General features: G+C 69.2%; 27 protein-coding genes. 17 read left to right on the top strand and 10 right to left on the bottom strand.

Annotation, left to right across the window (positions count from 1 at the left end; translation table 11 throughout):
- Positions 1–20: 20 nt before the first annotated feature.
- The 3 genes from FMP39_RS32580 to FMP39_RS32570 all read right to left on the bottom strand — a co-directional run bounded on the left by FMP39_RS32580 (position 21) and on the right by FMP39_RS32570 (position 2725).
- A complete protein-coding gene (locus FMP39_RS32580; RefSeq protein WP_141593948.1) occupies positions 21–1154 on the bottom strand; it encodes a serine/threonine-protein kinase in 1134 nt (377 codons plus the stop codon).
- Between the two features lie 214 nt (positions 1155–1368).
- The gene (locus FMP39_RS32575; protein WP_141593947.1) at positions 1369–1974 is read right to left on the bottom strand and encodes a hypothetical protein; all 606 of its coding nucleotides are present in this window, start codon (positions 1972–1974) and stop codon (positions 1369–1371) included.
- A gap of 244 nt (positions 1975–2218) precedes the next feature.
- Entirely contained in the window at positions 2219–2725 is a 507-nt protein-coding gene (locus FMP39_RS32570; protein WP_141593946.1) for a hypothetical protein, read from the bottom strand.
- 222 nt (positions 2726–2947) lie between these two features.
- Between FMP39_RS32570 and thiS the strand changes: the two genes are divergently transcribed.
- From thiS to FMP39_RS32540, 6 genes are read left to right on the top strand one after another with little or no spacing between them, the layout of a single operon-like run.
- On the top strand, positions 2948–3148 hold the full coding sequence (thiS, locus tag FMP39_RS32565) for a sulfur carrier protein ThiS (RefSeq protein ID WP_026114303.1): 201 nt from the start codon (positions 2948–2950) through the stop codon (positions 3146–3148).
- A 14-nt stretch (positions 3149–3162) separates the two neighbouring features.
- Positions 3163–3948, top strand: coding sequence for a thiazole synthase (locus FMP39_RS32560; RefSeq protein ID WP_090495046.1), 786 nt, complete (start codon positions 3163–3165; stop codon positions 3946–3948).
- A gap of 16 nt (positions 3949–3964) precedes the next feature.
- Positions 3965–4603: a thiamine phosphate synthase gene (locus FMP39_RS32555; protein ID WP_141593945.1), complete on the top strand. Its 639-nt coding sequence runs from the start codon at positions 3965–3967 to the stop codon at positions 4601–4603.
- Entirely contained in the window at positions 4600–5622 is a 1023-nt protein-coding gene (locus FMP39_RS32550) for a hypothetical protein (RefSeq protein WP_141593944.1), read from the top strand. The genes FMP39_RS32555 and FMP39_RS32550 overlap by 4 nt, the downstream gene beginning before the upstream one ends.
- A gap of 21 nt (positions 5623–5643) precedes the next feature.
- Entirely contained in the window at positions 5644–6537 is an 894-nt protein-coding gene (locus FMP39_RS32545; RefSeq protein ID WP_141593943.1) for a DUF4129 domain-containing protein, read from the top strand.
- Positions 6534–7712: a DUF4350 domain-containing protein gene (locus tag FMP39_RS32540; protein WP_141593942.1), complete on the top strand. Its 1179-nt coding sequence runs from the start codon at positions 6534–6536 to the stop codon at positions 7710–7712. The genes FMP39_RS32545 and FMP39_RS32540 overlap by 4 nt, the downstream gene beginning before the upstream one ends.
- 12 nt (positions 7713–7724) lie before the next feature.
- Here FMP39_RS32540 and exoP read toward each other — a convergent pair whose 3' ends face one another.
- The 5 genes from exoP to exoL form a co-directional block, all read right to left on the bottom strand.
- Positions 7725–8927: a spore coat polysaccharide biosynthesis glycosyltransferase ExoP gene (gene exoP / locus FMP39_RS32535; RefSeq protein ID WP_141593941.1), complete on the bottom strand. Its 1203-nt coding sequence runs from the start codon at positions 8925–8927 to the stop codon at positions 7725–7727.
- Complete coding sequence (gene exoO / locus FMP39_RS32530; protein WP_141593940.1) at positions 8914–10005, bottom strand: spore coat polysaccharide biosynthesis glycosyltransferase ExoO; 1092 nt, start codon at positions 10003–10005, stop codon at positions 8914–8916. Before exoO ends, exoP begins: the two co-directional genes overlap by 14 nt.
- Positions 10006–10023: 18 nt before the next feature.
- On the bottom strand, positions 10024–10542 hold the full coding sequence (locus FMP39_RS32525) for a serine O-acetyltransferase (protein ID WP_141593939.1): 519 nt from the start codon (positions 10540–10542) through the stop codon (positions 10024–10026).
- A 68-nt stretch (positions 10543–10610) separates the two neighbouring features.
- Complete coding sequence (gene exoM / locus FMP39_RS32520; protein WP_141593938.1) at positions 10611–12131, bottom strand: spore coat polysaccharide flippase ExoM; 1521 nt, start codon at positions 12129–12131, stop codon at positions 10611–10613.
- On the bottom strand, positions 12128–13285 hold the full coding sequence (exoL, locus tag FMP39_RS32515; protein ID WP_141593949.1) for a spore coat polysaccharide deacetylase ExoL: 1158 nt from the start codon (positions 13283–13285) through the stop codon (positions 12128–12130). The genes exoM and exoL overlap by 4 nt, the downstream gene beginning before the upstream one ends.
- Before the next feature lie 385 nt (positions 13286–13670).
- On the opposite strand from exoL, the gene ccmA reads away from it, so the two are divergent.
- The 8 genes from ccmA to FMP39_RS32475 all read left to right on the top strand — a co-directional run bounded on the left by ccmA (position 13671) and on the right by FMP39_RS32475 (position 20188).
- Positions 13671–14330 (top strand): heme ABC exporter ATP-binding protein CcmA, encoded by a 660-nt coding sequence (ccmA, locus tag FMP39_RS32510; protein WP_141593937.1) that lies wholly within the window; start codon positions 13671–13673, stop codon positions 14328–14330.
- The gene (locus FMP39_RS32505) at positions 14327–15028 is read left to right on the top strand and encodes a heme exporter protein CcmB (RefSeq protein ID WP_141593936.1); all 702 of its coding nucleotides are present in this window, start codon (positions 14327–14329) and stop codon (positions 15026–15028) included. Before ccmA ends, FMP39_RS32505 begins: the two co-directional genes overlap by 4 nt.
- Before the next feature lie 3 nt (positions 15029–15031).
- Complete coding sequence (ccsA, locus tag FMP39_RS32500; protein ID WP_141593935.1) at positions 15032–15745, top strand: cytochrome c biogenesis protein CcsA; 714 nt, start codon at positions 15032–15034, stop codon at positions 15743–15745.
- A 2-nt stretch (positions 15746–15747) separates the two neighbouring features.
- Complete coding sequence (locus FMP39_RS32495; RefSeq protein WP_011553300.1) at positions 15748–15936, top strand: heme exporter protein CcmD; 189 nt, start codon at positions 15748–15750, stop codon at positions 15934–15936.
- Between the two features lie 6 nt (positions 15937–15942).
- A complete protein-coding gene (locus FMP39_RS32490) occupies positions 15943–16419 on the top strand; it encodes a cytochrome c maturation protein CcmE (RefSeq protein ID WP_011553299.1) in 477 nt (158 codons plus the stop codon).
- A complete protein-coding gene (locus FMP39_RS32485; protein ID WP_141593934.1) occupies positions 16416–18437 on the top strand; it encodes a heme lyase CcmF/NrfE family subunit in 2022 nt (673 codons plus the stop codon). The genes FMP39_RS32490 and FMP39_RS32485 overlap by 4 nt, the downstream gene beginning before the upstream one ends.
- The gene (locus FMP39_RS32480) at positions 18437–18988 is read left to right on the top strand and encodes a thiol:disulfide interchange protein (protein WP_011553297.1); all 552 of its coding nucleotides are present in this window, start codon (positions 18437–18439) and stop codon (positions 18986–18988) included. Before FMP39_RS32485 ends, FMP39_RS32480 begins: the two co-directional genes overlap by 1 nt.
- A gap of 96 nt (positions 18989–19084) precedes the next feature.
- Positions 19085–20188 (top strand): zinc ribbon domain-containing protein, encoded by a 1104-nt coding sequence (locus FMP39_RS32475; RefSeq protein WP_228558530.1) that lies wholly within the window; start codon positions 19085–19087, stop codon positions 20186–20188.
- 6 nt (positions 20189–20194) lie between these two features.
- On the opposite strand, the gene FMP39_RS32470 is transcribed toward FMP39_RS32475, so the two are convergent.
- Positions 20195–21088, bottom strand: coding sequence for an SMP-30/gluconolactonase/LRE family protein (locus FMP39_RS32470; RefSeq protein WP_141593932.1), 894 nt, complete (start codon positions 21086–21088; stop codon positions 20195–20197).
- Between the two features lie 356 nt (positions 21089–21444).
- Here FMP39_RS32470 and FMP39_RS32465 point away from each other — a divergent pair, with 356 nt between their 5' ends.
- Genes FMP39_RS32465 through FMP39_RS32455 form a run of 3 tightly spaced genes read left to right on the top strand, consistent with a single transcriptional unit; the run spans position 21445 to position 25690 of the window.
- On the top strand, positions 21445–21984 hold the full coding sequence (locus tag FMP39_RS32465; protein ID WP_228558529.1) for a peptidoglycan-binding protein: 540 nt from the start codon (positions 21445–21447) through the stop codon (positions 21982–21984).
- 11 nt (positions 21985–21995) lie between these two features.
- Entirely contained in the window at positions 21996–24098 is a 2103-nt protein-coding gene (locus FMP39_RS32460) for a hypothetical protein (protein WP_141593930.1), read from the top strand.
- Positions 24095–25690, top strand: coding sequence for a hypothetical protein (locus tag FMP39_RS32455; RefSeq protein ID WP_141593929.1), 1596 nt, complete (start codon positions 24095–24097; stop codon positions 25688–25690). The genes FMP39_RS32460 and FMP39_RS32455 overlap by 4 nt, the downstream gene beginning before the upstream one ends.
- 14 nt (positions 25691–25704) lie before the next feature.
- Here the strand turns inward: FMP39_RS32455 and FMP39_RS32450 are convergent, their stop codons facing one another.
- Positions 25705–26166 (bottom strand): hypothetical protein, encoded by a 462-nt coding sequence (locus FMP39_RS32450; RefSeq protein WP_228558528.1) that lies wholly within the window; start codon positions 26164–26166, stop codon positions 25705–25707.
- Between the last annotated feature and the right edge of the window lie 23 nt (positions 26167–26189).

The following is a 26189-nucleotide window of genomic DNA, read 5'->3' as shown; positions in this document are numbered from 1 at the left end:
CCCTGTGCCCCCGCCGTCACTCAAGACCCCGCCCCGGATGTCGTGCGCGGCGGGGCCTCTGGACGTACGGAGTCCTCCCAGCGCAGCACATCCGCCATCTGCCGGCGGCAGCGGGCGTCGCGGCGGACCTGGGTGGCCTCCCGCATGGCTTCGGTCGGTCCGTAGGCGTACCCCTGACCGGCCAACACGGCGCGCAGGGCGTCCGCCAGTTCCTGCCCGGACTGGAAGCGCTCTGAGGGCTCCCGGCGCAAAAGCCGGCCGAGGATGGCCCGCATGGCCGGGGACAATCCCTGGGTGGCGCGTTCCACATGCGCCGGAGCCAGACACGCCATGCGCGCGGCCATCAAGGGCGCGGGCAGCCAGCTGGGCACCTCCGCCAGCAGCACCTCCGCGTCAGGCAGCGGCCCCGCGGCAAGCGCGGCCCGCTCCACGTCCTCCAGATCCAACAGGTGCAAGCCGGTGAGCACCTCCAGCAGCACCACGCCCAAGGAGAACAGGTCGGCGCGGCCGTCCAGCGGCATTCGCGCCAGCGCTTCCGGTGAGGCGTAGGCCAGGTCGCCCCGGACGACATGGGTCTCCGTGACGATGCGCCCCGGCAGCTTCGCCCAGGCCATGGCGAAGTCAGACAGCTTCACATGGCCACGCGCGTCCAGACGCAGGCTCCGCGGCGACACATCCCGGTGGACGATGCCCAATGGACGACCCCGGGCGTCTTCCAGCGTATGGGCATGGTGCAGCGCATCCGCCACTTCCGCGCCCACATAGGCGGCGAACGCTTCCGAGAAGGGCCGGCGCCGCAGCGCCGCGTAGCTGATGAGCGTCTCCAGGGACTTTCCGTCCACGTGCTCCATGACCAGGTGGGGCAATCCTTCATGCACCCGCACCAGGAACACCTGCACGATGGCCGGGTGGCTGAGCCGCATCAGCAGCTTGACCTCTTCGCGCAGGCGCGCACGCCCCTGCGCGTCTCCGACGTCCTGCAAACGTTTGATGAGCACGAGGTCGCCGGGGACGCCCGCATAGTGCCGCCGGGCGAGCAGCAGCTCTCCGGAGCCCCGTGCCCCGAGGTAGCGGATCAACTCATACGCCGTGGCCCCGGTGGTGAAGAGAATGAATGGCTTTGAAGCGGGCGGCTCTGGGGGGTGAGTGGACATCTCGGGTGATGCCTCCTGGGCAGGAAGTCCTCCCCTGGGTTGGGAAGGCGTGAGAAAACCTCACGCATCCCTCCTACCACCCACGTCCGACACACCCTTCCAACCTCCCAGCACGGATTCAGGAAAAAAAGGAAACGGCCCCCGACGAAGCGGAGGCCGTCTCTGAGCGGTCCGTGAGGAAACGAGCCGCCCGCTGCGCTCGACGCGTTGACTACTACTTCTTCTTCTGCACCGGCTGCGTCACGGTCAGCTCGCGCACCACCATGTCCTTGCCGTCCCGGACATACGAGGCGCGGACCTGGGCACCCTCTTCAATGTCATCCAGCTTCAGCGGCTGGTTGTTGTGCAGGATGCGCGTCTGGTCGTTCGTCTTCAGCTCGAGCTGCTTGTTGTTGCTGGTGTCGACCACGGTCAGCTCATCGTTGCCGGTGGAGAGCACGCGGCCGCTGACGCTGCTCGCGGCAGCGGTGGCACCCGCCGCGCCGGAGCCACCCAGGGCCATGTCGTCATTCAGGTCCGTCCGGCGATCAGCCTCGGCCTCGGCCAGGTCCTGGCGCTCGTCCTGGACGTCCTGCTGCGCGCTGGCGATCTCTTCGGCGGCCTCACGCTGCGTCCCAGCGATGTCCTCCTGGGCCTCCATTTGCGTGCTGGCGATGTCCTCCCGCGCGTCCTGACGAATCTCCGCCGTCTCCTGCTGCGCCTCCGCCTGAGCCTCGGCGACGTCCTGGCGCTGCGACTCGACGTTGTCGCGCTTGCTGCAGCCAGTGACGACCAACGACATACCCGCAACCGCAGTGACCGCCATCATGAGCTTGCGCATTTGTTCCTGCTCCTTTCACGTGGAATTGGGAGAAGGTTTCCCCCTCACTCACTTGCGGCCGAGAGAGCGTTTCCCCCGGCGTTGGGCAGAAACTGGGTGCTCCCCCCTCCCTTGAACAGGGGTTGTCTGGCGCACACGGATGCCTTAGGGGCGCACGGCGGACCACGGGGCGCATGGCCGCCTGCCTGCCCTGCCAGGGAACAAGGGCAGAAAACGGAGATACCGGGCCCAGCCGCAAGAACGGCTAGAGACCGCCGTCCGCGCACAGCGGCGCGCCTTCTCGCGCCCACCGCGCGATGCGCTCGCGCTCCTGTGCCGTCGGCATGGGTACCGGACTCCCCGGCGGCGGCATGTCCTGGAACACGTACGCGCGCGCCTGGATTCGCGCCGCCATTGCGTGCGCGCCTGGGATACCTCCCTCCTCGGGCGCGTAGTAGTCCAGGCGGAATGACGTCACGCCGCTGCTGCTCGTATCGGCGCCGTGGCACGAACTCACGCAGCTCGCCGCCAAGATGGGCTGGATGTCCTCGCACCACGTGGGCACGGGCCCGGCGTCACCGCCGTCCGGCACTCCCGGCAGTCCCAGCACTTCACAGGTGCGCCCTTCCCCTGGCCTCGCCGCGACACAGACGTACGGCGGCGGGCAATCCCGTGCGTCCTCGCACGTCTTGCCCGTGAAATCGATGGCGTCCGGCGTGCACGCCATGGCCACGCAGATGGAGAAGGATGCGCTCGCGAGAAGTCTCTTCATGGGGCGTGTGGTCGGTATCTCAATTCCCTCCGTCCGTGTCGCACCACGCCCCCGTCATCCTGGGAGGCGCTGCCCACATCCGCCCCGCCGTCCAACGAACGAGCACGTCCCCGAGTATACCGGTGACGGTAGCGGGCGTACGGGCCTGCGAGCGCGTTGACAGCGCGGAGTCACCCTTGTAGTGCGTGCCCAGGTCCCGTCGTCGCAAGGAGCCGTGAGGCCATGCAGGTCTGGGTCAACGGAGAGACGCACGAGGTGCCGGAAGGCACCACCCTTTCGGCGCTGCTAGAGTCGCTTCAAGTGGGCGGCCCCGGCGTCGCCGTGGAAGTGAACGCGGAGGTGGTGCGCCGCGCCCGCCACCCCGAACACCACCTCCAGGCGGGAGACCGCGTGGAAATCGTCACCTTCGTCGGCGGCGGCTAGCCAGGAGTCCGCACATGAGCATCCAGGACAAGCCTTTCACCATCGCCGGAGTGACGTTCAGCTCCCGGCTCATCCTCGGCACGGGGAAGTATCCCAGCCACGACATCATGCAGCGCTGCCACGAGTCCTCCGGCACGGAGATGGTGACCGTGGCCGTGCGCCGCCTGGACCTCAAGGCCACGGGCGAGGCGTCGCTGATGAACTGGATTGACCGCAACCGCCTGCGCCTGCTCCCCAACACGGCGCTCTGCTACACGGCGGATGACGCGGTCCGCACCTGCCGGCTCGCCGAGGAGCTGGGCATGAGCAAGTGGGTGAAGCTCGAGGTGCTCGGCGACGAGAAGACGCTCTACCCGGACGTCGAGGAGACGGTGAAGGCGGCCCGCATCCTGGTGAAGGAGGGCTTCACCGTGCTGCCCTACACCAGTGACGACCCCATCACCGCCCGCAAGCTGGAGGACGCGGGCTGCGCGGCCGTGATGCCGCTGGCGGCGCCCATCGGCAGCGGCCTGGGCATCCGCAATCCGCACAACATCCGCCTCATCCTGGAGACGGTGAAGGTCCCCGTCATCGTGGACGCGGGCGTGGGCACGGCGTCCGACGCGGCCATCGCCATGGAGTTGGGCGTGGAGGCGGTGCTGATGAACACCGCCATCGCCGGCGCGCAGGACCCGGTGCGCATGGCCGTGGCCATGAAGAAGGCGGTGGAGGCCGGCCGCGACGCGTACCTGGCGGGCCGCATCCCGCGAAAGGCCTACGGCTCCGCGTCCAGCCCGATTGACGGGCTCGTCCACCACTGACGTCCGGGGGCGCACGGTGGTGCCTTCCACCCTTCCCCGGCTCGTCGTCATCACCGACTGGCGCCTGCCGTCCGAACGGCTGCGGTGGGCGCTCGCCCGGGCGCTCAACGCCGGGCCCGAGGTGGCCGTCCAGCACCGCCACCCCGAGGCCACCGGGCGCCGCTTCCTCGACGAGGCGCGGGAGCTGGCCGCGTTGTGCCACCCACGTGGCAACCCGCTCTTCATCAATGGGCGTGTCGACGTGGCGCTGCTCGTCGGCGCCCATGTCCACCTTCCCGCCCATGGCCCTTCTCCCATGGACGTCCGCCCTCACCTTCCCGCCGGGAGGTGGATCAGCGCCGCCGTGCATGACGTGGCGGAGGCCCATGCGGCCCGAGGCGCGGACCTCGCCCTGGTGAGCCCAGTGTTCGCTCCCGGTTCCAAGCCGGGAGACACACGGCCTTCCCTCGGGCCGGAGGGGTTCAGCGCCCTGGCCGCGGCGTTGCCCTGCCCCGCGCTGGCCCTGGGCGGAATCATCCCCGCGCGCGCGGTGACGCTGCCGGACGCGGCGGGCTTCGCGGTCATCTCGTCCGTCCTGGAGGCCGACGACCCGACGGCGGCGGCTCGGAGCCTGCTGGCCGCGTGCGCCGGGCGGGATATGCTGCGCACCCCGTGAGCTCCACTCCCGCTGTCGCCGCGCTGCGCCCCCTCGCCATGGGGGAGATGATTGACCGTGCCGCCACCTTCTGGCGCTCCCACCTGAAGCCCCTCTTCCTGCTGAGCTTCGGCTTCACGCTGGTGAACTACATCGCGACCAAGGCGACGTTGGTGATTGGCCAACGGGTGGCGCCACTGCTCTACACGGGAGACGCGGAGTCGCGCGCCCAGTTGGACCCGGCGGTCATGCTGCCGCAAGCGAGCATCACCATCGCGCTGTGGATGGGCCTGTTCCTGTTCCTCGTCTGGACGTACTGGCTGGCCACCCTGGCCGCGTCCCGCTACGTCCTCACCTCCCAGTTGGGAGAGCCGGTCCGTCCCGCGGATGCACTGCGCCGGAGCTTCTCGCGGCTGGGCACGCTGACCGGGGTGTACCTGCTGTCGCTCGGCTGGTCCACGCTGGTGACGATGGCGCTCATGCTGCCCGGACTCATCCTCGCGGTCATCGGCATCGCCGTCGGAGTGACCTCGGGTTCCAGCACCCTGGCCGTCGTGCTGGGCGTGGTCGGTGCGTTGCTCGCGAGCCTGGGACTGCTGGCCGCGGCGCTCTGGTACATGCTGCGCTTCCTGCTGGTGCCCCCGGTGCTGGCCATGGAGGACCTGGGCGCCTGGGAGACGTTCCGGCGCTCCGGTCAGCTCCTGTCGGGCCGCGTGGAGCCGGGCTTCATGGGGCGGGTGATGGTGCGGGCGATGATTCTCTTCACCGTGGTGAGTCTCATCCTCATCTCCGTCCAGCTCGTCTCCGGGTTGCCCTCGTGGCTGGCGATGATGCCCTACGGCAGCCCCTTCGACCCGGGGACCATGGCCCGCACGCCGCAGCTCCTGCTCGTCCCGGTGGAGCTGCTGCAGACGGTGGCGCAGTCCTTCTTCACGCCCATCAACTTCGTCTTCTGCGCGCTCTTCTACCTGGACATGCGCGTGCGCCGCGAAGCGCTGGACCTGGAGCACCAGCTCAACACGATGACGCCCGCCATTTGACGGCGCCCCCGGGACTCCACCGTGCCGAGCCTGCCCCTCCTCCTGCTGCTGGCCTCCCTGCCCTGCGCCGAGCGCGAGGACATCACGCTGGACCTGCGCGAGACGGCCGAACACCGCCAGGCCGGATTCGCCGATGAAGTGAGCACGCTGTCAGCACGCCTGGGCGGAATCCCGCTGCCTCCCGCCCAGGACGGGGACACCGCCCCCGAGCGAGCGGAGCAGATCGCGCGATTCCTGAAGGAGGCCTGCGACGTACAGGCGTTGGCGAACAGCCCCAGCGCCGTCCCGCCCCCACCGACAGAACCCGAGCGGCTGGAGGCCATCCTCGACCGGCCCGAGTTCGCCCGCGCGCGTCAGCGGCACGGCGATGCGTTGAAGCGCATCATGCGGGAGGTGACGGCGTGGCTGGAGGGCCTCTTCGAATCCAGGGAAGCCCAGGGCTTCGCGGTGGCCACGCGCGCGGTGATGCTGGGGCTGGCGCTCGCGCTCATCCTGTGGAGCGTGCTCCGGCTCCGTGCGCGGCGTGGACGCAAGGCGGCGCATGTCTCCGCTTCCTCCGCAGCGAACGCGGAGCCGTTGGTCCTGGACTCTCCGGCCGAACACCTGCGCAGGGCCCGGGCGGCGCTCTCCACGGATGCACGCGAAGCCATCCGGGAAGGGTTGTTGAGCCTGCTGTCCGCACTGGAGGAGCGGCGGCTGGCCCGGCCAGACCGTGTGCGAACGAACCGTGAGCTTGCGGCGGAGCTGCCCGGCCGCGGCGCGTCCGCGGCGCTGGTGCGCGAGGTGGAGCGGCTGATGGGCTGGTACGACCGGACCTTCTATTCGCTCGCGCCGGTGGCGCAGGAGGAAGCCGCCCGCTTCGTCACCGAGGTCGAGTCGCTGAATGGAACCCTGGCCACGGAGGGCGCACGGTGACGAACACCCGGGCCGTCGTCTTCTTCGGAGTGCTCATCGCGCTGGCCCTGGCGGTGGGCCTGTCCACGCGCACGGACGCGCCTGACTCACCAGTGCCCACTGTGGAGAACACGGCGCCGCAGGGTGCTCGCGCGCTCTATCTGTACCTCCGCGAGGGGGGCCGCGCCGTGGACACGCTGCTGACGCCGCTCGAAGCCATTCCCCCTGATACGCGCACCGTGGTGCTCGCGGCCCCCGAGGGTCGGCCCGTGACGACGGAAGAAGTCACTGAGCTGGAACGCTTCGTCCAGGAAGGCGGGACGCTCGTGTACCTGTCGCCCCGCGAGCTGGGGAAACATCAAGGGGCGCTCGAGGGATGGCTGCATCTGGAGTCCGGGCTGATGCTACCCGCCAGCAGCCGTGGACTGGACTCAACGCTGTCCGACGTGGGCGGGACCACCGTGGACGTATGGCTGCCCGTGGGTCCCCTCCACGGACTCTCCCAGCTTCGAATCTCCCAGGACCGGGGCCTGCGCATGGACCACGATGACGCCGTGCCCGTCGCTGGTATGGGCGGCGCGGTGGCGGTGTGGCGCAGGGCCATGGGCAAGGGCGAGGTGTACGTGCTTGCCGGCTCGGACCTGCTGGAGAACCGGCGCCTGGAGCTGCTGGACAATCTGCGCTTCTGGGAAGCGCTGGCTGCCCGAGGGCCCCTGCTGTTCGACGAGTACCACCACCAGCTCGCGCCGCCGCCCCCCTTCTCCCGTGGCATCTGGGTCTTCACGGCGCAGGTGCTGGCGGTGGGTCTGCTCTACGTCGTGTCGCGAGGCACACGCTTCGGAGCGCCGCGCCCGCTGCGCGTGGAGCGCCACCGGTCCGCGCTGGAGTACGTGCGCAGCATGGGCTGGCTGATGCGCCGCGCGAAGGTGGAGAAGGAGTTGCTACCCGAGCTGGACCAGGCCCTGCGCCAGCAGATGCAGGAGCGCCTGGGCATCCCCTTGGGCCTGTCGGACGAGGACGCAGCGCGCCTGATGGAACAGGACGGAGGCGTCTCCGCCACCGAGTACCTGGAGGCGAAGGCCGACCTCACGCGGACCCACGCGCAGCCCACCGTGGCACCGGCGGACTACGCGCGGGTGGCCCGCCGCTACGCCCACCTGGAGCGGGCGCTTGCGGGCCGCGAAGCCCGTGCCTAGGCGGGCGGTACGTCAGAGTGCCTTGCCGTCCGCCATGAGCGCCGCGCCCACGTGGTGGCGAATCTCATCCACGCGCGCGTCCCAGCTCTCGCCGAAGATGCGCTCGGCGCGCTCGCGGTTCGGACCGGGTTTGTCCGCCAGACACTCGTCCACCTTGCGCACGAAGTCCTCGGTGTCCTTGGCAATCTTGCAGAGCCCCACCTTGCGGACCTCCGGCAGGTCCGTGGACACCACGGGCAGGCCGGACGCCAGATACTCACGCACCTTGAGCGGATTGGCGTTGAGCGTCAGCTCGCTAACCTTGAACGGCATCAGCGCCACGTCGAATGCCTTGCTGTAGCCGGGCAGGTCCGCGTACGGCTTGCGGCCCAGCATGTGGATGTTCGGCTCGGCGCGCAGCGCGGAGTCATCACAGTCCGGCGTCGTCTTGCCAATGATGACCACCGAGCCTTCCGGATGGGCGCGGGCCGTTGCGATGATGGCCTCCTGGTCCACCCAGTCCGCCACCAGCCCGAAGAAGCCGATGATGGGTTTGGGCAGACGGGCGATGTCCGCGGGAATCGTCGTGGCCGGGTCGCACGCCTTCACGAAGTGGGTGAAGTCGGTGCCATGCCGCACCAGCACCGTGCGCGGATTGACGCGGGCCTTGTTCTCCCGCAGCCGCTCGGCGGAGGTGATGCAGAGGTCGGCGCGCTTGAGCAGCCGCTCCTCCAGCTCCGCGATGTGGCGGCCATTGGTGTCGCTGAAGGCGGCGAACTCGTCCACACAGTGGTAGATGACGAACTCCTCGCCCAGCGTGCCGGACACCGGCGCGGACGCGGGCAGGAAGCTCCAGGAGATGGGCTTCTGGAAGCCCAGCTTCTTCATCGCCCGCAGCACCTGGAGCCGCAGCAGTTGCCGGTTGGCGCCGCGCACCAGCTCCGAGCCATAGAAGGGAATGGCCAGCGGCGACAGGACGTGGATGTTGGGCTCCACCTCGCGGACGCCTTCGGTGAAGCGGCCCAGCTTGTCGAAGATGCGCTTCACGTCATGCGCGTTGGCCTTCGGCGCGCGGTTGCCGATGCTGTTCACCCAGAGGATGCGGTTCTCCCGGGAGAGAATCCGCATGATGTGGACCTTCGACAGCGGGTCCCCATCCCAGTCGTTGGAGAACACCACCAGGTCACGACCGCGCAATGCCCTGCGCGCGAGGTCCAGCTCATCACTGCGCCGCATGTCTCGTCTCCCCCAGGCCTGAACCTTGTTCGTGTGGCGACTTCAAACCGTTGTTGGAGGACAGCTCCCCGTACAGCGAGAGCAGCTCCGGCCCCGCATCCACCTGGGGCACATGCATGGGCCCTGCCGCCACGGCCTCGCGAATCACCCGCGCCAGCTCCCCGGCATTGCCCGCGGCGAACACGCGGGTGGGCTCGGGCCGGACGCAGACATCGCTGGCCACGCAGGGCACTCCCAGCGTCAGCGCCTCGCGCACGGAGATGGAGTCCCCGTCATGTGTGGTGGGCCGCACGAAAGCGTCGCTGCGCGCGATGAGCCCCAACGCAGCGGAGTGCTCGAGCTCCCCCAGCACCTCCAGGTGGCCCGCTACGCGCGCTTCGCGGACATCGCGGATGAACGCCTCGGAGTCCAGGCCCGGACCGAAGAGCGCCAGGCCCACGTCCGGCCACGTCTGCGCCAGCTCGCGCAGGGCCTTGAACATCAACGCACGCCCGTAGACGGGCGACGGATGGTGCGCCATGGACAGCAGCACCCGCCGCCGGGAGCGCGCGGCCTCCGCCGCTGATGGAACGGGCCCCGGCCGCACCTGCGAGGCGCAGAAGGCCGGGAGCACGTCGATCTTCTCCGCGGGCACGCCGCAGCCCACTAGCGCGGACTTCACGGCGTCGGACACGGCGACCACCCGCGAGTAGCCCGCAAGCGCCACGCGCGCGAAGTTCCGACGCGCGTCGGACTCGGCGAGGTAGTCCGGCAGCAGTCCCGAGTGGAGGGTGATGACCCGGGGAGACTTCGGCCCAGGCAGGCTTCCCACCATCCCCGCCAGCACCCAGGACTTCGGGTTGTTGCCACTGGTGTGGACGTGAATCGTCCACCCGGTGGCGACGTGCCGCGCGAGCCACAGGGCGAACGGTGCGGCGCCGCGAGCCGGGATGACATCCGGAGCCGGCCGGCCCCCCTTCCCGATATCGAGCACCTTCACGTCGACCCCGCAGCCGCGCAGGTAGCCATGAAGTTGTTGAACATGAACCGCGACGCCACCATGAGGCGGCGGGTAATCCCCGACGAGGAGCACGCGCATCGATGTGACTCCCGCGGACTACTGGCGCAGCGTGGAAGACGACTGCACGGACACCAGCGACACACGGGGCGGCAGCTCCCCCATCTCGCGCTGGTACGTCCCGAGCGGATCCGGGTCCTGCCGGATGACCCGCGCGGGCACCCCGGCCACCACCGTGCCCGGAGCCACGTCCTTCACCACCACCGCGTTGGCGCCAATGACGGCGAAGTCACCGATGTGGATGTTGCCCAGGATCTTCGCGCCCGCGCCCATGCGCACGTAGTCACCGATGACGGGAGCACCCTCGATGCCCGAGCGCCCGCCGATGGTCACCTGCTGCGAGATGAGGCAGTTGCGTCCAATCCGCGAGGCCTTGTGGATGACCACGCCAATGCCGCCGTAGCCCAGCTGTGTCCCCTCGCCGATCTCCGCGTCCTCGGGGATGTATGAACTGTGCAGATAGTAGATGGCCTTGCGCAGGACGGCTGGCAGCAGGGGCACGCCCCGCTTCTTCAGCCCGCGCGCGAGCCGGTACAACGTCATCGCGTCGACACCCATCACGCCTCCCAATCCCCTTGTTCCAACCCGCACCAAACTAGGTACCGCCCCGCAGGGAGGGAAGTGCGCTACCCCACCCTTCGGGCTCGCAGCCCCGCGATCAGGCTGAGCGGTCGCACCCCCGTGAAGTGCAGCACCACCAGGTATCCGATGAAGAACAGTGCCCCGGCCACCGCCAGAGGCAGCACGCGCCACAGGAAGCCCGTGGGCAGGTGCGCCCAGGCCCCGTGGGCACCAGCCCGCAGGACGAACACCGCCGCCGCCGCCGCGCACGCCGCCAGCGTGGCCTTGCCCAACGACTGCCAGGGAATCACGTCCGCCACGCCCAGCTTCCGCTCCGGCGTGGACAGCGCCGCGGGCACCCGGGCCAGCAGCATGGCCTTGCCCACCACCTCCGCCACCGCCCACGAGCCGATGCCGCCCATCAGCCCGAAGTGCTTCACCCCCAACCACACCAGCGGCACCGTCACCGCCGCCTTCACCGCGTAGGACGCGAAGATGGCCCGCGTCTGCCCCCGGGCGCGCAGCGTCCCGTCCATGGGGAGGATGGAGAGCACCACACCCAGCACGCTGATGCGGAAGACGGGCACCGCGGGCAGGAACTTCTCACCGAACATCGCCCCGATAAACTCCGGCGCCGCCGAGAAGAGGAACGCCGCGAAAGGCAGGAAGAAGTAGGCCAGCTTTCCGGCTGCTTCGCGGAAGGCCTCCACGCCCTCTTCCAGGCGGCCCTCGCGCTCCAGCTCGCCCAGCCGCACCATCAGCACCTCGCTGGTGGGCGTGTACAAGAGGTCCACCACCGGCAACTGGAAACAGCCGACGCGATAGAGCGCGTACAGCGCCGGCGCCACCGCGCCCGCCACCGCGTACAGGTGCGCGTTCTGCTGGGGAATGGCCAAGAGCATCGCCGCGCCGAACGGCGCCGCGTAGGTCAGTTGCTCGCGGAAGCGCTGGCGGTCCACCAAGGGGCCGGTGGCGCCGCGCAGCGACACCACCCACGTCGCCAGGTAGCGAAGCGCCGCGAAGGCCGCCACCGCCATCATCATTCCGTAGAGCGAGGCGCCCAGGAGTGGCGGCACCACCATCACCGAGGCCCGCACCGCGTCCGATATCAAGTACACGACCGCGGACGCCTTCGTGCGGCCCTGCGAGGTGAGGGACACCTCCAGCGGGAAGCTCCCCAGCAGAAAGGCGGTGTACGCGGCCAGCGGCAGGCGGTACTCGGCCAGCGCGGGATTGGAGAACCAGCCCGCCACATACCCGAGCAGCGCCCACACCGCACCCGCGCCCACCAGGCCCATGGCGGACATGAACAGCAGCGTCTGCCCCAGGAAGGGCCGCTTCGCGTCCGCGCGAGGCAGGAAGTAGTAGAGGCTCTGCACCACGCCGAACGGCAGGACGTAGTAGAGCGTCGTGGCGATGAGGAACAGCTGGTAGTACGTCCCGTAGTCGTCCAGGTTCAGCACCCGGGCGAGCACGAGGGGAATGGACAGCGTCAGCCCGGCGGTGAACAGCCGAGCCAACACCAAGGGGCCGGCGCGCCCGAGGAACGAGCCCCCGGACGCTGCCGACGTGGAACCTCCGCTCACGGAGCCTCCTGGATGGTCGTGGCGGTCTCCGGACCCAACACGATTTCGTTACTGGTCGCTGGCTTGGGGCTCACCCGCACCGGGGCACTGCTCAACTGGTTTCCCACGGTGGGGGCGCTGATGAAATGGGGGCGCTTCCCCGGCACCGGGCTGCTCATGCCCAGCACCCCGAAGCAGTCATCCAGCTGGCAGCCGGTGAGCGCCGACGAATAGTCGCCGAGCATGCCCAGGCTGAAGTTCTCCCACAGCACCTTGCGCTTGAGGGTGAACGGGTCACCGCCAATACGATTGGGCAGGTCCTCCGTGGTGACACCGGAACGGAAGCCGTTGGCCGACAGCACGCGGATGACCTCGTCCGAGTACCAGCCGTTGCAGTAGGCGAAGTCGCGCACGGTGATGCCCACCTCGCGCTCGATGGCGCGCTTGGACTCCAGGATTTCGCGCTCCACCACCTCCTGCGGCTCCAGCGTCAGCACCGTGTGGCCCAGCGTGTGCGCGCCGAACTCGAAGCCGTCGCGCGCCATGCGGCGCACCTCGTCCCAGTTCATGATGTCGCCCTGCTCCGGCACCAGGTCCGCGCCGCCGCCGAGCTGCTGCTCCAGCGCGTCGATGATCTCCGTCAGCACGCGCGTGGGGTGCTCGCCGATGAAGTCGTCCAGCGACGCCGACACCGTCTTCTGCCCGGAGAGGATGGGCCCCAGCAGTTGCAGCGCGGGCGCGGGCAGCGAGTCGTAGAGCGGCCGGAAGCGGCGCTCCTGGACCCGGCGCAGCAGGTGGAACAGCCGGTCGTGGTTGAAGCGCTTGTCGGTGCTGATGAACGCCGTGGGCAGATAGGTGATGGCCGGAACGCCCATCTCCTTGAGCACCGGATAGGCGTACCGGTAGACGTCGCGGTAGCCGTCGTCGAACGTGACGACGCACAAGTCCTTCTTCGCCACCCGGCGGCCATTCATGACGTCCACCGCGTCACCAATGGAGGCCAGCTCGAAGCCCGCCGCGTGCGCCTCCTCCAGGTGCCGGCGGAAGGTCTCCTGGGAGATAAGCAGCCCGGGAATCGAGCGCTGCAGCTCCCCGGTGAAGTCGCTCACCACGCGGTGGTAGCTCACGATGAGGATGCGCCTCCCGCCAGACTGGGAGCGCCGATACGCGGCCATTGCCCGCCGCATTCCGCTGTAATGGATCATCCCCGCCGCCGCCGCCTTGACCGCTCTACGCAACACCTTGCCCGTCGCCATTCACGCCCTCCGCGCGGATCAGCTGAGTCCGCCTCGCATGCCCGCGCACCGTTGCAGGGGAGGTGCCAGGAGGGAGGTTGGGCACCCTGGACCGGGCAGTCGAGAGGGCCAGCCGTCCGAACGGGTCGCGTGGTGAGCAGTGGACGTTCCCCTCCGTGGAACCCCGGAGCCCCCCGGCGGGCACCTCCGACCACATGGGGAGGAAAACCTTTCCTCCCGACGGGCTCGCCCTTTCTCCGTCCAGGCCACCATCTTGGGTTTCACTGGTGGACGTTCTGGTTTCCGGATACGAACGCCCCCGCCGATGCTTCCCCTCTCCGCCGCCCCCGCGCTTGCCCTGCATGACGTCAGCAAGCGGTATGGCCGCCGGTGGGCCCTGGCGCGTCTCACGTACGCGCTCCCCGCCGGACGCTCGCTGCTGCTCACCGGCCACAATGGTTCCGGGAAGACGACCCTGTTGCGCCTGCTGGCCACCGCCCTGAGCCCCACCGCGGGCCGGGTGGAAGTGCTCGGCCGCGACGCAGTGGTGGAGCGCGACGCGGTGCGCCGTGACGTGGCGCTGCTGTCGCACGCCAGCTTCCTCTACGAGGACCTCACCGCGCACCAGAACCTCACGGTGCTGGCCCGGCTCCTGGGACTGCCCTCGCCTGCGGACGCCGCCAGCGACGAGCTGACCCGGGTGGGGCTCAGCCGCCGCTCCGACAGCCCGGTCCGCAGCTTCAGCGCCGGCATGCGCAAGCGCCTGGCGATTGCCCGCCTGTTGCTCAAGGCGCCTTCCATCGCGCTGCTCGACGAGCCCTTCGGCGAGCTGGACCCCGCGGGCATCCGCGACATGGAGGCCATCATCGCGGAGCTCAAGACCAGCGGCGTCACCGTCATCCTGGCCACCCACCTCATCGAGCAAGGCCTGACGCTGTGTGAAGAACGCCTTCACCTGCAGGAAGGCCGGGCGGTGGCGGCATGAGCACCTCGCGTCCCCGCCCCATCGGCCTTTTGACGGCGACCCTCGCGCTGCTGCGCAAGGACCTGCTCATCGAGTGGCGCACCCGCGCGCGCCTCAACGCCATCATCTTCTTCGCGCTGGCCACGCTGCTGATGTTCTCCTTCGCGCTGGGCCCCGACACGAAGCTGCTGGAGAAGAACGCCGGCGGCTACTTCTGGCTGGCCATCCTCTTCGCCAGCGTGCTCGCCCTGGGCGAGTCGTTCCGCGTCGAGTCGGAGAACGCGTGCATGGACGGCATCCGGCTGGCCCCCGCCGACGCCCGCGCCATCTTCCTGTCCAAGGCCCTGGGCAACACCCTGCTGCTGACGGCCCTGGGCGTCCTGCTGGTGCCCGTCATGGTGGCCCTTTACGGGGTGCGCATCGTCACCAGCATGGCGGACCTGGGGCTCATCCTCCTGCTCGGCAGCCTGGCCTTGAGCGCCCCAGGAACCGTCTACGCCGCGATTTCGAGCAATGCCCGGGCACGGGATGTGCTCCTGCCGTTGCTATTGTTCCCGCTGGTCATCCCAGCCCTCCTCTCTGCGGCCAAGGCGACCACGCTCGTACTTCAGGGAGACCCCATGCGTCAGTTTGACTCATGGGCGGGGCTTTTAGGCGGATTCAATCTGATTTATTGGGGCGTAGGCTTCTTGCTGTTCCCGCGGATCATCGAGGACTGACGGATGGGAAAGTTCATCAAGTGGGGCCTGCCGGCGCTGGCGCTGGTCGTTCTCGCCGCGGGGTGGTGGCTGGGACTGGCGTGGGCACCGCCTGACCGTGAGATGGGTGACGTGCAGCGCATCATGTACGTCCACGTCCCGCTCCAGTGGGTGGCCATGGTGGCCATGGCCATCAACTTCGTGGTGGCCATCAGCTACCTCATGAAGGCGAGCTGGAAGCTGGATGCCGCCGCCGAGGCATCCGCGGAGATTGGCCTGGTGCTGGGCACCGCGGGGATGATTACCGGCGCCATCTGGGGCCGGCCGACCTGGGGCGTCTACTGGTCGTGGGACCCGCGCCTGACCTCGCAGGCCATCATGCTGGTGACGTACACCGGCTACCTGGTGCTGCGGCGCTTCGTGGAGGACCCGGAAAAGCGCGCCACGTGGAGTTCGGTGGTGGCCATCATCGGCGCCATCAACCTGCCCATCGTCTGGTTCTCCGTGCGCTGGTGGCGCAGCCTGCACCAGGTGCAGTCCACGCCGAAGACGGTGGACCCGGAGATGACGCTCGCCCTGCGAGTGTCGGCCTTCGGCATGCTGTTCCTCACCATCTGGTTCCTGGTGCTGCGCTACCGCCAGGCCCTGGCCGAGCGCCAGGCGGAGGTGGCCCTCCCGGATGCGCTGCCGTCGGACCTCGCCGCCGCGGGTGGCGCCAACTCCACGAGGGTGGCCTGAACATGATGACGCTTTCCACGCAGATGCTGTGGATCCTCGCGGCGGCGCCGGGACAGGTGGGCAGCGGCCGCATCGTTGGCGGCTGGGGCTATGTCTGGGCCTGCTACGGCATTACAGTCGCCATGCTCGTTCTCTACGCTGTGTCCCTGTGGGTTCGTCGGCCCAAAGCCCCCACCGACGCCAAGGAGTGAGTCGCCATGTCCCCCGTCGCTCGCAACCGTCTGATCGCCCTGGGGGCCCTGCTCGTCGCGGGGGCCGGCCTGGGATTCGTGGCCTTCGGCAACATCGGTGAGAACCTCGTCTACTACTGGAGCCCGTCGGAGATGCTGGGCCAGGGTGACAAGGCGTACTCGGCCACCATCCGCCTGGGTGGCGTGGTGGAGGCAGGCAGCATCCAGTGGAACGCCGAGCACACCACCCTGCAATTCCGCGTGGCGGATGACGTCAAGGAAGGCGCGCCCAGCGTGCTGGTCCGCGCGACGGAGACGCCGCCGCAGATGTTCCGCGACAAGATTGGCGTCGTCGTGGAAGGCACCTACGACAAGTCCGGCGTCTTCAGCTCCAACCGGCTGATGGTGAACCACTCCAACGAGTACCGCGCCCCCAAGGAGGGTGAGGATCCTCGTCAGTGGCAGGAGACGCTCTCCGACGCCACCGCCATGGGTGCGAAGTGAACGGAACCGTTGGCTACGGCCTCGTGCTCGGAGGGCTCGCGTTCGCGACCTTCGGAGCGCTCGTGGGCCTGGTGAGCGGCCTGCGTCGAAGTGACGCAGGCTTCCCGTGGGTGCTGCGCGCGGTGTGGGGCTTCGCCGCCTGCATGGTCGGCTCCAACCTGGTGATGGTCCACGCGCTCGTCACGCACGACTTCAGCGTGCGCTACGTGGCGCAGGTGGGCAGCCGGGCCACGCCGCTGGTCTACACCATCGTCTCGCTGTGGAGCGCCCTGGAGGGGTCCATCCTCTTCTGGGGCCTCATCATGGGCGGCTACATCGCCGCCTTCGCCTACATCCACCGGCGCGAGCACGCGCGGTACATGCAGTTGGCGCTGGGCACCATGCTGGCGGTGGGCGTCTTCTTCGCCTTCCTCATCGCGGGCCCGGCCAACCCCTGGGGCGCGGTGTCCCCAGTGCCAGCGGACGGCCCCGGCCCCAACCCGCTGCTGCAGAACCACATCCTGATGGTCATCCACCCGCCCATGCTCTACCTGGGCTACGTCGGCATGACGGTGCCCTTCGGCGTCGCGGTGGCGGGCCTGCTGCGCGGCGAGATTGGCGAAGCGTGGATGGCGCCCCTGCGGCGCTGGACGCTGGTGGCGTGGCTCTTCCTGTCCATTGGCATCATCCTGGGCGCCTGGTGGGCCTATGCCGTGCTGGGCTGGGGCGGCTACTGGGCGTGGGATCCGGTGGAGAACGCGTCCTTCCTGCCCTGGCTGACGGCGACGGCGTTCATGCACTCCACCATGGTGCAGGAGCGCAAGCGGATGCTGAAGCTGTGGACGCTCAGCCTCGCGCTCGCGTCCTTTGTGCTCACCATCCTGGGCACGTTCATGACGCGCTCGGGCATCTTCAACTCGGTGCACTCGTTCACCCAGTCCGACATCGGGCCCACCTTCCTGGTGTTCCTGGGCTTCCTGCTGGTGCTGTGCGTGGGCCTGCTAGCGGTGCGCGGTCCGCTGCTGGTGCCGGAAGGCCAGCTGGCCTCGCCGCTGTCTCGCGAGGCGAGCATCCTGGTGAACAACCTGGTGTTCGTCGCCATCACCTTCACGGTGCTGCTGGGCACGCTGTACCCGCTCATCTCCGAGGCGGTCCGCGGCGTGCGCGTGAGCGTGGGCGAGCCGTACTTCAACAAGATGGCGGTGCCGGGCGGCATCGCGGTGCTCTTCCTGATGGGCGTGGGCCCGGTGCTTCCCTGGGGCAAGCCGGATCCGGCCACGCTGCGCCGGCAGTTCATCATCCCCTCCGTGGTGGGGCTGGTGGTGACGGCGGCGTGCTTCGCGGCGGGCCTGCGCGGCGTGTACCCGCTGATGACCTTCGGGCTGGCGGGCTTCGTCACCGTCATCACCGTGCGGGAGTTGGTGGCGCCGGTGCGGGTGCGCATGTCCGAGCGCAAGGAAGGCTTCGTCGCCGCGCTGACCACCAGCGCGCTCAAGGCCCAGCGCCGCTTCGGCGGCTACGTGGTGCACCTGGGCATCGTGCTCATCATCGTCGCGGTGGCCGCGTCCTCCGCGTACGTGAAGCACACCTCCGGCACGCTGAAGAAGGGGCAGGTCATCGAGCTGGGCGGCTACCAGATGAAGTACCTGGGCCTGGTCAGCGGCGAGGAGCCCCACCGCACCTACGTGGCGGCGCGCATTGAAGTGACGTCCCCGGGCGGCAAGGTCTCCGAACTGAAGCCGCGGCTCAACTACTACGAGCGCAGCACGGACCCCATTGGCACCCCCGGTGTCCGGGAGACGCCGGCCGAGGACCTCTACGTGTCGCTGATGGCCTTCTCCGAGCAGGCCGGCACGGCGAGCATCAACATCTGGGTCTTCCCGCTCGTCGGGTGGATCTGGTGGAGCATCCCCCTGCTGGTCCTGGGCACCCTCATCGCGCTGTGGCCGCGCCGGAAGACCGCCATGGCCATGGCGGGCGCGCCGGCGGTGGGCGCCTCCCCCCTCACGGGTGGTGACGCCGAGCGAGGGGCCGCCTGATGAAGGGCTGGCGCTACACGCTGGGCTTCGTGGTCCTCTGCGCGGGCCTGCTCTTCGTGTTGTTCAAGGGCTTCGGGCGCAACCCGCACGAAGTCCCCTTCATGATGAAGGGCAAGCCGGCCCCGGACTTCGGGCTGCGCGCGCTGGACAGCGGAGAGAAGGTGAGCCTGGCGGACCTGAAGGGCCGGCCGGTGGTCATCAACTTCTGGGCGTCCTGGTGCGGCCCCTGCCGCGTCGAACACCCCGTGCTGGAGTGGGGCGCGCGGCAGTACGGCTCGCAGGCGGTGTTCCTGGGCGTGGTGTTCCAGGACACCGACGACAACGCGCGCGGCTTCCTCCAGCAGTACGGCGCCAGCTTCCCGCAGCTGGTGGATCCGCGTTCGCGGATGGCGCTGGACTACGGCGTGGCGGGCGTGCCGGAGACGTACTTCATCGACCCCAACGGCATCATCCGGGGCAAGCATGTGGGCCCTATCGACCCGCAGACGCTGGCCCTGCGCATCCAGGAGCTGTCCACGCCCTCCGCCCCCACCGAGGCCGCGCGGAAGTAGCCCCTGTCGTCCCAATGAGGTGGCGGTATGCGGTGCCTGGAGTGTGGTGAAGACTCCAATTCCCGGTTGCGGTACTGCGAGAACTGCGGGGCGACCATGCCCGAGCTGCCCAAGGGAACGGGCACCCGGGTCGCGCTCCGCCCCTCGCGGCCCCAGCGCGACCTGGCGGAGCCCGCCTATGCGGCGGACATTCTCGAGGAGGCGGATGAGCACTCACGGCCCTATGTCGTGGGTGACGCGCCCGAGCTTCCGCCCGAGGACAAGACGGACCCGGGCCAGTCCGCCCCGGCCTACGACGGGCCGAAGTGGCTGGCGCATGTGCCGGCCCACTCGCCCACGGTGCTGGGCGTCATCGTGGTGGGCTGCGCCGTCTTCCTGTCCGCCCTGCTCTCCTCCTCTGGCGTGGGCCTCCTCGGGACGCTGCTGGCGGTGGTGAGTGGCACGGTGCTGGTCGCACGCGAGCTGCGCGCCGCGGAGCAGTCGCCTGGCTTCACCGAGCGAATGCCCGCGGTGCTGATGACGCCGGAGGCCGCCGCCGCCGCCACCGCGGTGATGGGGGCGCTGGCGCTGCGCTCACTCAGCCTGGGCGTGCTGCCGCTCCTGATGGTGGCGGGCGTGGGGCTGGTGGCCCATGACCAGTACCGCAAGGTCATCGCGGGAGAGGACGGCGTGGGCGCGTACTTCGAGCCCCGGCAACTCCTGGCGATGCCCCAGTTGGTGGGCCTGGGTGGCGTGGCGGTGTGCCTGCTGGCGCTGTTCGCGCCGTGGGGCACGGTGAAGCTGGACCTGGGCCTGCCGGACAACGCGCCGGTGCCCCAGGGCCCGCCCGAGCTGCGCGTCATCGCCACGCAGCGGCCCACCGACGACATGCTCTACAGCTACGGTGGCGGCGTCACCCATCTGCGGGGCTGGGATTTGCCGGCGTCGGTGGTGGTGGAGCTGGCGCTGCTGGCCGTGCTCGCCCTGCTGGCGCTGCGGCCGGAGGTGGAGCGCCCGTCCTGGACGCGCTATCTGCCCGCGGGCGCGGTGGCCCTGTCGCTCGCGTTCGCGGGGCTCAACATGCGCCTGCTCCCCGGGCCCTTCGTCTTCGTCTTCGGCCTGGGCGCGGTGGGATTCCTCGCGGTGCAGCACCTGCGCGCGGCTCGCGCCGCCGAGCTGCCCCCGCGCCAGTACGAAGAAGCCGTCGAAGAGGAAGGCTGAGCCGGGTCAGCCCGCGAAGGGCACCGGCGCGACGCCGCGGACGCCCGGTGTCAGCTCGAAGAGCCCACCGGCCAGCGGCTGGGCCTCGAGCTCCTCCGCGCTGAGCCCATCCCGCCCGGTGGTGACGAACAGCCGGTCCAACGCGTCCCCGGCGAAGGCGACACTGGTCGTCTTCGCCACGGGCAGCCGGTACTCGGCCAGCCACGCGCCGTCCGGAGAGAAGCGGCGCACGCAGCCCCCTCCGTAGAAGGCAATCCACAAGCCGCCCTCCGCGTCGGCTGTCATTCCATCGGGGAAGCCGTGGGGCTCGTCGAAGCGGAGGAACTCCCGGCGACCAGAGGCCGCGCCGTCCGGGCTCAGGTCGAAGGCGTAGGTGACGCGCCGGGGCGAGTCGTTCACATAGAGGGTCCGCCCATCGGGGCTGAAGGCGGGGCCGTTCGTCACGGTGTAGCCCTCATCGATTCGAGCGAGGTGTCCCTGCGCGTCGAACCGGTAGAGCCCGCCGGTGGGCGCCTCCTCGTGGTCATCCATGGTGCCCACCCAGAAGCGACCTTGCGGGTCCACCTTCCCATCATTGCAGCGGTTGTGGGGGTGCTCAGGCTCCGGGTCCAGCAGCCGCTCCAGGCGCGCGCTCCGGGGCTCATAGAAGGCCAGGCCCCGCTCCGTCCCCGCGATGAAGCCTCCGCTCCGCCGGGGCGCGAGCGAGGCGATACGCAATGGTGTGTCCCAGCTCGCCTGGGCACCGCTCTGGAGCTCCAGCCGGTGCACCTTGCGGCCCGGGATGTCGAGCCAGTAGAGCGCGCCCTCAGTGGCCACCCAGAAGGGGCCCTCGCCGAGCACGGCTCGTGCGGGCCAGATGCACCTGGCTTCGTCGTGCCTGGCAACGTCCGTGGTGCGCATGCGTGGCTCCTCCAAGAAAGCGAGACTCAACGTCCGTGGCCAAAATAGGCACACCGCACGCGCCGGGCATGCACGCGGCGGCGGACATGGCCTCGTCACGCAGCGATCACTCCGGCTCGCCCGGCTGGCCATGCATGCGTCCTCTGACTGACCCACCAGGTTGAGGTCCGTTAACCCGACGCACAGAACAGGGTTATCCCAGAACTTCCGGTGATAGAGGGCGCTCCGGGTTCCCGTACCTTGGGCACGCCTTCAACGATGCACAGACACCATCGCGAATCCAGGCACGGGGGGAGCGCGGCATGGTCAGTCCGAGGACGGCACCAATCCGGACAGGAAACACCAGTACCTTCATCTTGAAGCAGCGACGGCTGCACCTGGTCCTGTTGGATCCACAGGAAGTGCCCTACGCGGATACGGAGTACGTGCTCACGGTCGGCCGCACCGAGCACTGCGGCAGGACGGCGGCGGATGGCTCGCTGAGCCACGAAGTCCCGGGCCTCGCTGCGGGTGAGTTGCTGGTGAAGCTGTCCAAGCCGCCAGCGCCACCGCCCCGCCGGAGCGCGCCTCCCGCCGCCGCCAAGGGCGCGCCACCGCCCTACCCACCCGCCGTCACCGATGAGGACTTTCCGGACGCCACGCCCGCCGCCGCGTCCGAGCCGGTGACGCTCCGCTGGGCGCTGCAACTCCAATCGCTCCCGGGATTCGAGTCCGACGCCCTCCGGGCCGCGCAGGAGCGGTTGCACAACCTGGGCTACGCCATTGAAGGCGAGCGCGGGTCGCCTGGAGCCTCGACGAAGTCCGCCGTGCGAGCGTTCCAACGCCGCCATGGCCTGCCGGAAACGGGACAGCTCGCGGACATCTCCCGCGAGCTCATCCGCCTGCACGACGCCTGAGGCCCCCACCCATGGCACGCATCTCACTGACGGCCAGTGTCGCCCTCGCTGCGCCCGGAGGACGCAACCGCAACCGCCTCCGCCCCGCCAGTCATGGCGTCGCGGACTTCCGGCTCCGCAGCCCGGGAGGTCCCCAATCCCGCTGCCACCGCCCCGTGCCCTTCCCCGCGCTGACAGGGGGTGATGACGGCTTCCACTTCGCGCCCGAAGTCGAGCCGGTGGAGTTGACGTGGCGCCTGCTCAATACAGGCGGGCTGGTGCGCGCCGGAAAGCTGGAGCTCTTCACGCGCTACCGCAAGGCGCCGCTGTGGTCGCGCGAGCTGAGCCGCGAGGAACTCCTCCAGGGCGAGCACCGGTGGGCATGGGATGGCCGCGTGCCCAAGTCGGAGACCTTCCCGGATGGCGTCGTCACGGTGGAGCACTCGCCGTACAAGCTGAAGCTGACGCTCCAAGGCAGTGGACTGGCGCAGGCCCCCGTGGCGTGGACGTTCTTCCATGTCCTGGTGGCGGGCGTTGACCTGGAGCTGGGTGAGCCTCAGGTGCTCTCGCGACCACGCGACCGTGAGCTGACCCAGTCGTTGAAGCGGCTCCCCGCGCCCGGTGAGAAGGCCGAAATCCGGCTGGTCGGGAACGTCTTCAAGACAAAGCCATCGGAGATGTCCGATGACACGGACTACCAACTGCACCGCAGGCACTGGGGTCACGGACCGGAGATTCCACTGTTCGCCCGAGCCTGGCTGAAGGACTCGCGCGGCAACCGGGTAGATGCGCCGAAGGCCCTGGGCCGCGTGCGCTTCCTCTGGGACTGGGAGGACGAGACAGAGGCCATCGAACACCATGCCCCCACGGCCCGGGCCTTCCTCAAACACGCGCTGGACCGTCACTGTTCGACGTCACACCCCAAGGGGGACAATGCGCACCGGGACGTGGGCGGCAAGCGCGGTGCGCCGTCGTTGGCGGTGTTTCCCAGACAGGCCGGCTACGCGCCCCAGGCCGAGCCCCGTGACGGCGTCTTCCCCTTCCGCGTCACGCCCTGCAACAAGCGCGGTTGGGCGGCCTACAGCCAGGCGTGGACCACAGGGGCTTTCGCGGGACGCACGGGCGTGGTGTTCCAGCCCTCCAGCATCGCGGGAGACGCCTGGCGAGTCACCGTGCAGCTTGCCTATGACCGCCGCAGGGATGGCGGCGTGGTGCTGGACGTGGACGATGATGGACCGCTGCCCGCCGCCGTGCGCGCCGCCACCGGCATCTTCGAATCCTGGCGCGAGGTCCACATCGCCCGCCTCTTGTGCAAGGACACGAGCGCCTCCGGGTTCTCGCTCTCCACCGTGCAAGGCCATTTCAAACAGGCCTTTCTGCGCCTGGAGGACCGCACGGGCGGCGTCTCGGGATGGTGCGCTCAGGAATACAACGCGTGCATCGCCGCGGCCGTGGCGGCGTCCCCGCACTGGGAGCTCCGGGCGGCCATCGACCCTGCTGTGGACCAGTTCGCCGCAGGCGGCCACGCGCTCACCTTCCGCACCCACGCGGAGTTCCTGGCCGAGGTGAAGCGCGTGAAGCACTGCGGCGATGCGGACCTCCCCCGGTGGCTGGCGCCCACGCGAGCGCGCAGACTGCCCCTGCTGGAGGCTCGCGAGTACCACCGGCAGTGCAAGGACTGGGCAAAGGCACTGCTCACCCGGGCGCTGGACTCGGCGCTGGGAACGGCTGCGGGCATCGCGCTCTTCCAGTTCTCCGGGCTCTACAACCTGGAGACGACGGTCGGCGGCATTCGCGTGAACGGTTTCGCGTCGGAGTTCCCCTCGCGCAAGCGGGACCGCTGTGCCGTCATCCAGTGCGCCGCGCCGGGCAACTACCGAAACAGCTTCAACTCGCTGGAACAAACACTGGCGCATGAAATCGGGCACCAGCTCTTCCTGCCGCATGCCCCCTTCCCCGCGCACCGCGAAATTGGCGGCGCCCAGGCGAAGCGCCACGACGTCGACGGGAAGGACTGCCTGATGGGCTACGACTTCACGACGGAGCGGCGCTTCTGTGGGCTCTGTCTCCTGCGCCTGCGGGGATGGAACACCCACGCCCTGAACCACGACGGTGCCCGGAACGCGCGGCCATGAGCACCTCCGTCCTCTCCGGGCCGTGGCTGCTCGTGCTGACGCTGTCGGCGGCGAACCCCGTCCCCACGCCGTCCCAGGTCAAGACGGCACCGTCCCCACCCTCTGGAGGTGTGCCCATGCGCATCCAACTCAGATTGTCCAAGGCGCAGCTCGTCACTTCAGAAGACATGGACGTGCGCATCGCCCTGTCCAACGAGAGCGCCACGCCCCTGGAGTTTCCCGACCCCTTCCGGCACTCGGACCAATCCCTGACGTATACCGTCACGGGCCCCGAGTACCCGAAGGGCCATGCCGTCAATCACTACACAGTCATCGAGCGTGAGGGCACGCAGCCGCTCGGTGGTGTCGTCGCGCCCCAGGTCCGGCTGGGCTCGGGACGCGTGCTCGAGTCCATCGTGCCGCTCCAGGAATGGGCGCCCATCCGCCAGCCCGGCCGTTACCGGCTGACCGCGCGACTTCAGGCCGCGGGCATCGACACGGTGTCCGCGCCGGTCGAATTCGACGTCGTGACAGGACGGCCAGACTCCGCGTCGGCGGGAGTGATGATTGGAGGTGGGCCGTACTCCGGGGTTGGCACCGTGTGGCTCCAGCACCTGGAGGGGCAGACCCTGCTGATGCAGGCCGTCTTCGTGGACGAGACGGACGAGGACGGACGCGGCGTCTCCCGGCGGACCTCGAAGGTGCTGGGAGCGGTGGCGCCAGATGCATCCGACGCGCTGGCGCCGTGGACGAACGATGCGCCGGGCGGTGAGGCCGTGAGCTGGGTCCTGTGGCGCCAGGGAGCGTCGATTCTCGCCCTCGCTTCGCCCGCGACGCTCACTGCGCCCTTCCGCTTTGACCTGGAGGCACCGCCAGAGAGGCTCATCCGTCCGCCCCTGGAGACACATGCTGGAGAGCTCTTCGTCCCCATCGTGGAGGCTGGCGGAAGAGGGCTCCGACTCCTGCGATTTCAGTCGAGCATGGATGCCCCCAACGTCACCCCTGGAAAGGAAGTGGGGCGAGTGAGGCTCCCATCCGTGCCCCTGAGCGCTCGCGCCACGCTGCAGCCCGGGGCCGTGGGAAATGGCATCAGCATCGTGCTCGTGAGCGAGGCCGCAGGAGGGCTGGAAGTCCAACACGTGCGAGCCACGAGCGCCGGCCGTCTGAGCCGAGTCGCGAGCACGCTCCTCCGAGGACTGAGCGCGCTTCCTGATTCCGAGCCGGGCGTCTGGATTGATGATTCGGGCCACGTCCATGCGGCCCTGGTGGCGGCGTCGCTGAAGAACCCTCGACAGCCCATGCTGGCGGAAGTCCGCTTCCGTTCCGACGGAAGGCTCGTGGCGCCCCCGAGAATGACGCCGCTGCCCGAGCTCCCCACGAGTGCACGCGCCGCGGTGGCGCGACACTGCCATCTCCCCCACTCCGACAGAGCAGGCGAAGTGCGCTGGGCCATTCTCCTGGAAGACGGGAGGTTGATGCATTCGGGGCAACGAGGTCCCCCCTCGTCACCGAAGCAGCCTGTGGCGAGCCCACTGGAGTTGATTGAAATGCTCCAGGGCACGTTCATCCTCACCACGGACCCCATTCGGGGCCCTGAGTTTGAATGGCTTTAGGCTGCGTTCGCGAACTACCAGCGTCCACTCGAGCCACCGCCCGACGAACGCCCGCCGCTCGAAGAGCTGCTCCGGCTGGATGAGCTCGACGACGTGGACCGCGTGAGCTTCGGCGTCGAGTGACGGGAAGTCGCGGTGTGGTGGCAGTGCGTGCAACGCACCGTGACCTCGATTTCTCCACCAGAGGAGTACGTCGCGCTGCGAATCGTCCGGCTCGTCTTGTTCGCGGTCACATAACGGCACTTCGTGCACCGGACGTGACGCGTGAAGAGCGTTCCATAGCGCTCCACCACCGCGTCCTGGCATGGCTCGCACCACCACACGTCGTAATCCACCGAGCCCAACTGCTCCTCACGAACCTGCCCCGGCATCAGGTGGGCATCGTCGGCATCCTCATCGAGCCGCGCCCTCGGGTTGCGGCACTTCTGGCACCGGCGCGGTCTGCGACGAAGCAGCGCCCGGCCCCCAACGCCCACGGCCCTGTCTCTTATACACATCT

Origin of the sequence: Myxococcus sp. AB056, from assembly GCF_006547365.1 — a bacterium.
Classification (GTDB): domain Bacteria; phylum Myxococcota; class Myxococcia; order Myxococcales; family Myxococcaceae; genus Myxococcus; species Myxococcus virescens.
Note: the sequence above shows the minus strand (reverse complement) of the source record. Positions and strands in the feature narration are given on the sequence as shown.

What these genes read in the sequence shown, in the direction of transcription:
- FMP39_RS32525 (WP_141593939.1), bottom strand. Translation starts at nt 10,542, where the DNA reads ATGGGTGTCGACGCGATGACGTTGTACCGGCTCGCGCGCGGGCTGAAG.
- FMP39_RS32495 (WP_011553300.1), top strand. Translation starts at nt 15,748, where the DNA reads ATGATGACGCTTTCCACGCAGATGCTGTGGATCCTCGCGGCGGCGCCG.
- FMP39_RS32470 (WP_141593932.1), bottom strand. Translation starts at nt 21,088, where the DNA reads ATGCGCACCACGGACGTTGCCAGGCACGACGAAGCCAGGTGCATCTGG.
- FMP39_RS32575 (WP_141593947.1), bottom strand. Translation starts at nt 1,974, where the DNA reads ATGCGCAAGCTCATGATGGCGGTCACTGCGGTTGCGGGTATGTCGTTG.
- exoL (WP_141593949.1), bottom strand. Translation starts at nt 13,285, where the DNA reads ATGGCCGCGTATCGGCGCTCCCAGTCTGGCGGGAGGCGCATCCTCATC.
- exoO (WP_141593940.1), bottom strand. Translation starts at nt 10,005, where the DNA reads ATGCGCGTGCTCCTCGTCGGGGATTACCCGCCGCCTCATGGTGGCGTC.
- ccsA (WP_141593935.1), top strand. Translation starts at nt 15,032, where the DNA reads ATGGGAAAGTTCATCAAGTGGGGCCTGCCGGCGCTGGCGCTGGTCGTT.
- FMP39_RS32570 (WP_141593946.1), bottom strand. Translation starts at nt 2,725, where the DNA reads ATGAAGAGACTTCTCGCGAGCGCATCCTTCTCCATCTGCGTGGCCATG.
- FMP39_RS32455 (WP_141593929.1), top strand. Translation starts at nt 24,095, where the DNA reads ATGAGCACCTCCGTCCTCTCCGGGCCGTGGCTGCTCGTGCTGACGCTG.
- FMP39_RS32560 (WP_090495046.1), top strand. Translation starts at nt 3,163, where the DNA reads ATGAGCATCCAGGACAAGCCTTTCACCATCGCCGGAGTGACGTTCAGC.
- ccmA (WP_141593937.1), top strand. Translation starts at nt 13,671, where the DNA reads ATGCTTCCCCTCTCCGCCGCCCCCGCGCTTGCCCTGCATGACGTCAGC.
- FMP39_RS32480 (WP_011553297.1), top strand. Translation starts at nt 18,437, where the DNA reads ATGAAGGGCTGGCGCTACACGCTGGGCTTCGTGGTCCTCTGCGCGGGC.
- exoP (WP_141593941.1), bottom strand. Translation starts at nt 8,927, where the DNA reads ATGCGGCGCAGTGATGAGCTGGACCTCGCGCGCAGGGCATTGCGCGGT.
- FMP39_RS32580 (WP_141593948.1), bottom strand. Translation starts at nt 1,154, where the DNA reads ATGTCCACTCACCCCCCAGAGCCGCCCGCTTCAAAGCCATTCATTCTC.
- thiS (WP_026114303.1), top strand. Translation starts at nt 2,948, where the DNA reads ATGCAGGTCTGGGTCAACGGAGAGACGCACGAGGTGCCGGAAGGCACC.
- FMP39_RS32490 (WP_011553299.1), top strand. Translation starts at nt 15,943, where the DNA reads ATGTCCCCCGTCGCTCGCAACCGTCTGATCGCCCTGGGGGCCCTGCTC.
- FMP39_RS32505 (WP_141593936.1), top strand. Translation starts at nt 14,327, where the DNA reads ATGAGCACCTCGCGTCCCCGCCCCATCGGCCTTTTGACGGCGACCCTC.
- FMP39_RS32475 (WP_228558530.1), top strand. Translation starts at nt 19,085, where the DNA reads ATGCCCGAGCTGCCCAAGGGAACGGGCACCCGGGTCGCGCTCCGCCCC.
- FMP39_RS32460 (WP_141593930.1), top strand. Translation starts at nt 21,996, where the DNA reads ATGGCACGCATCTCACTGACGGCCAGTGTCGCCCTCGCTGCGCCCGGA.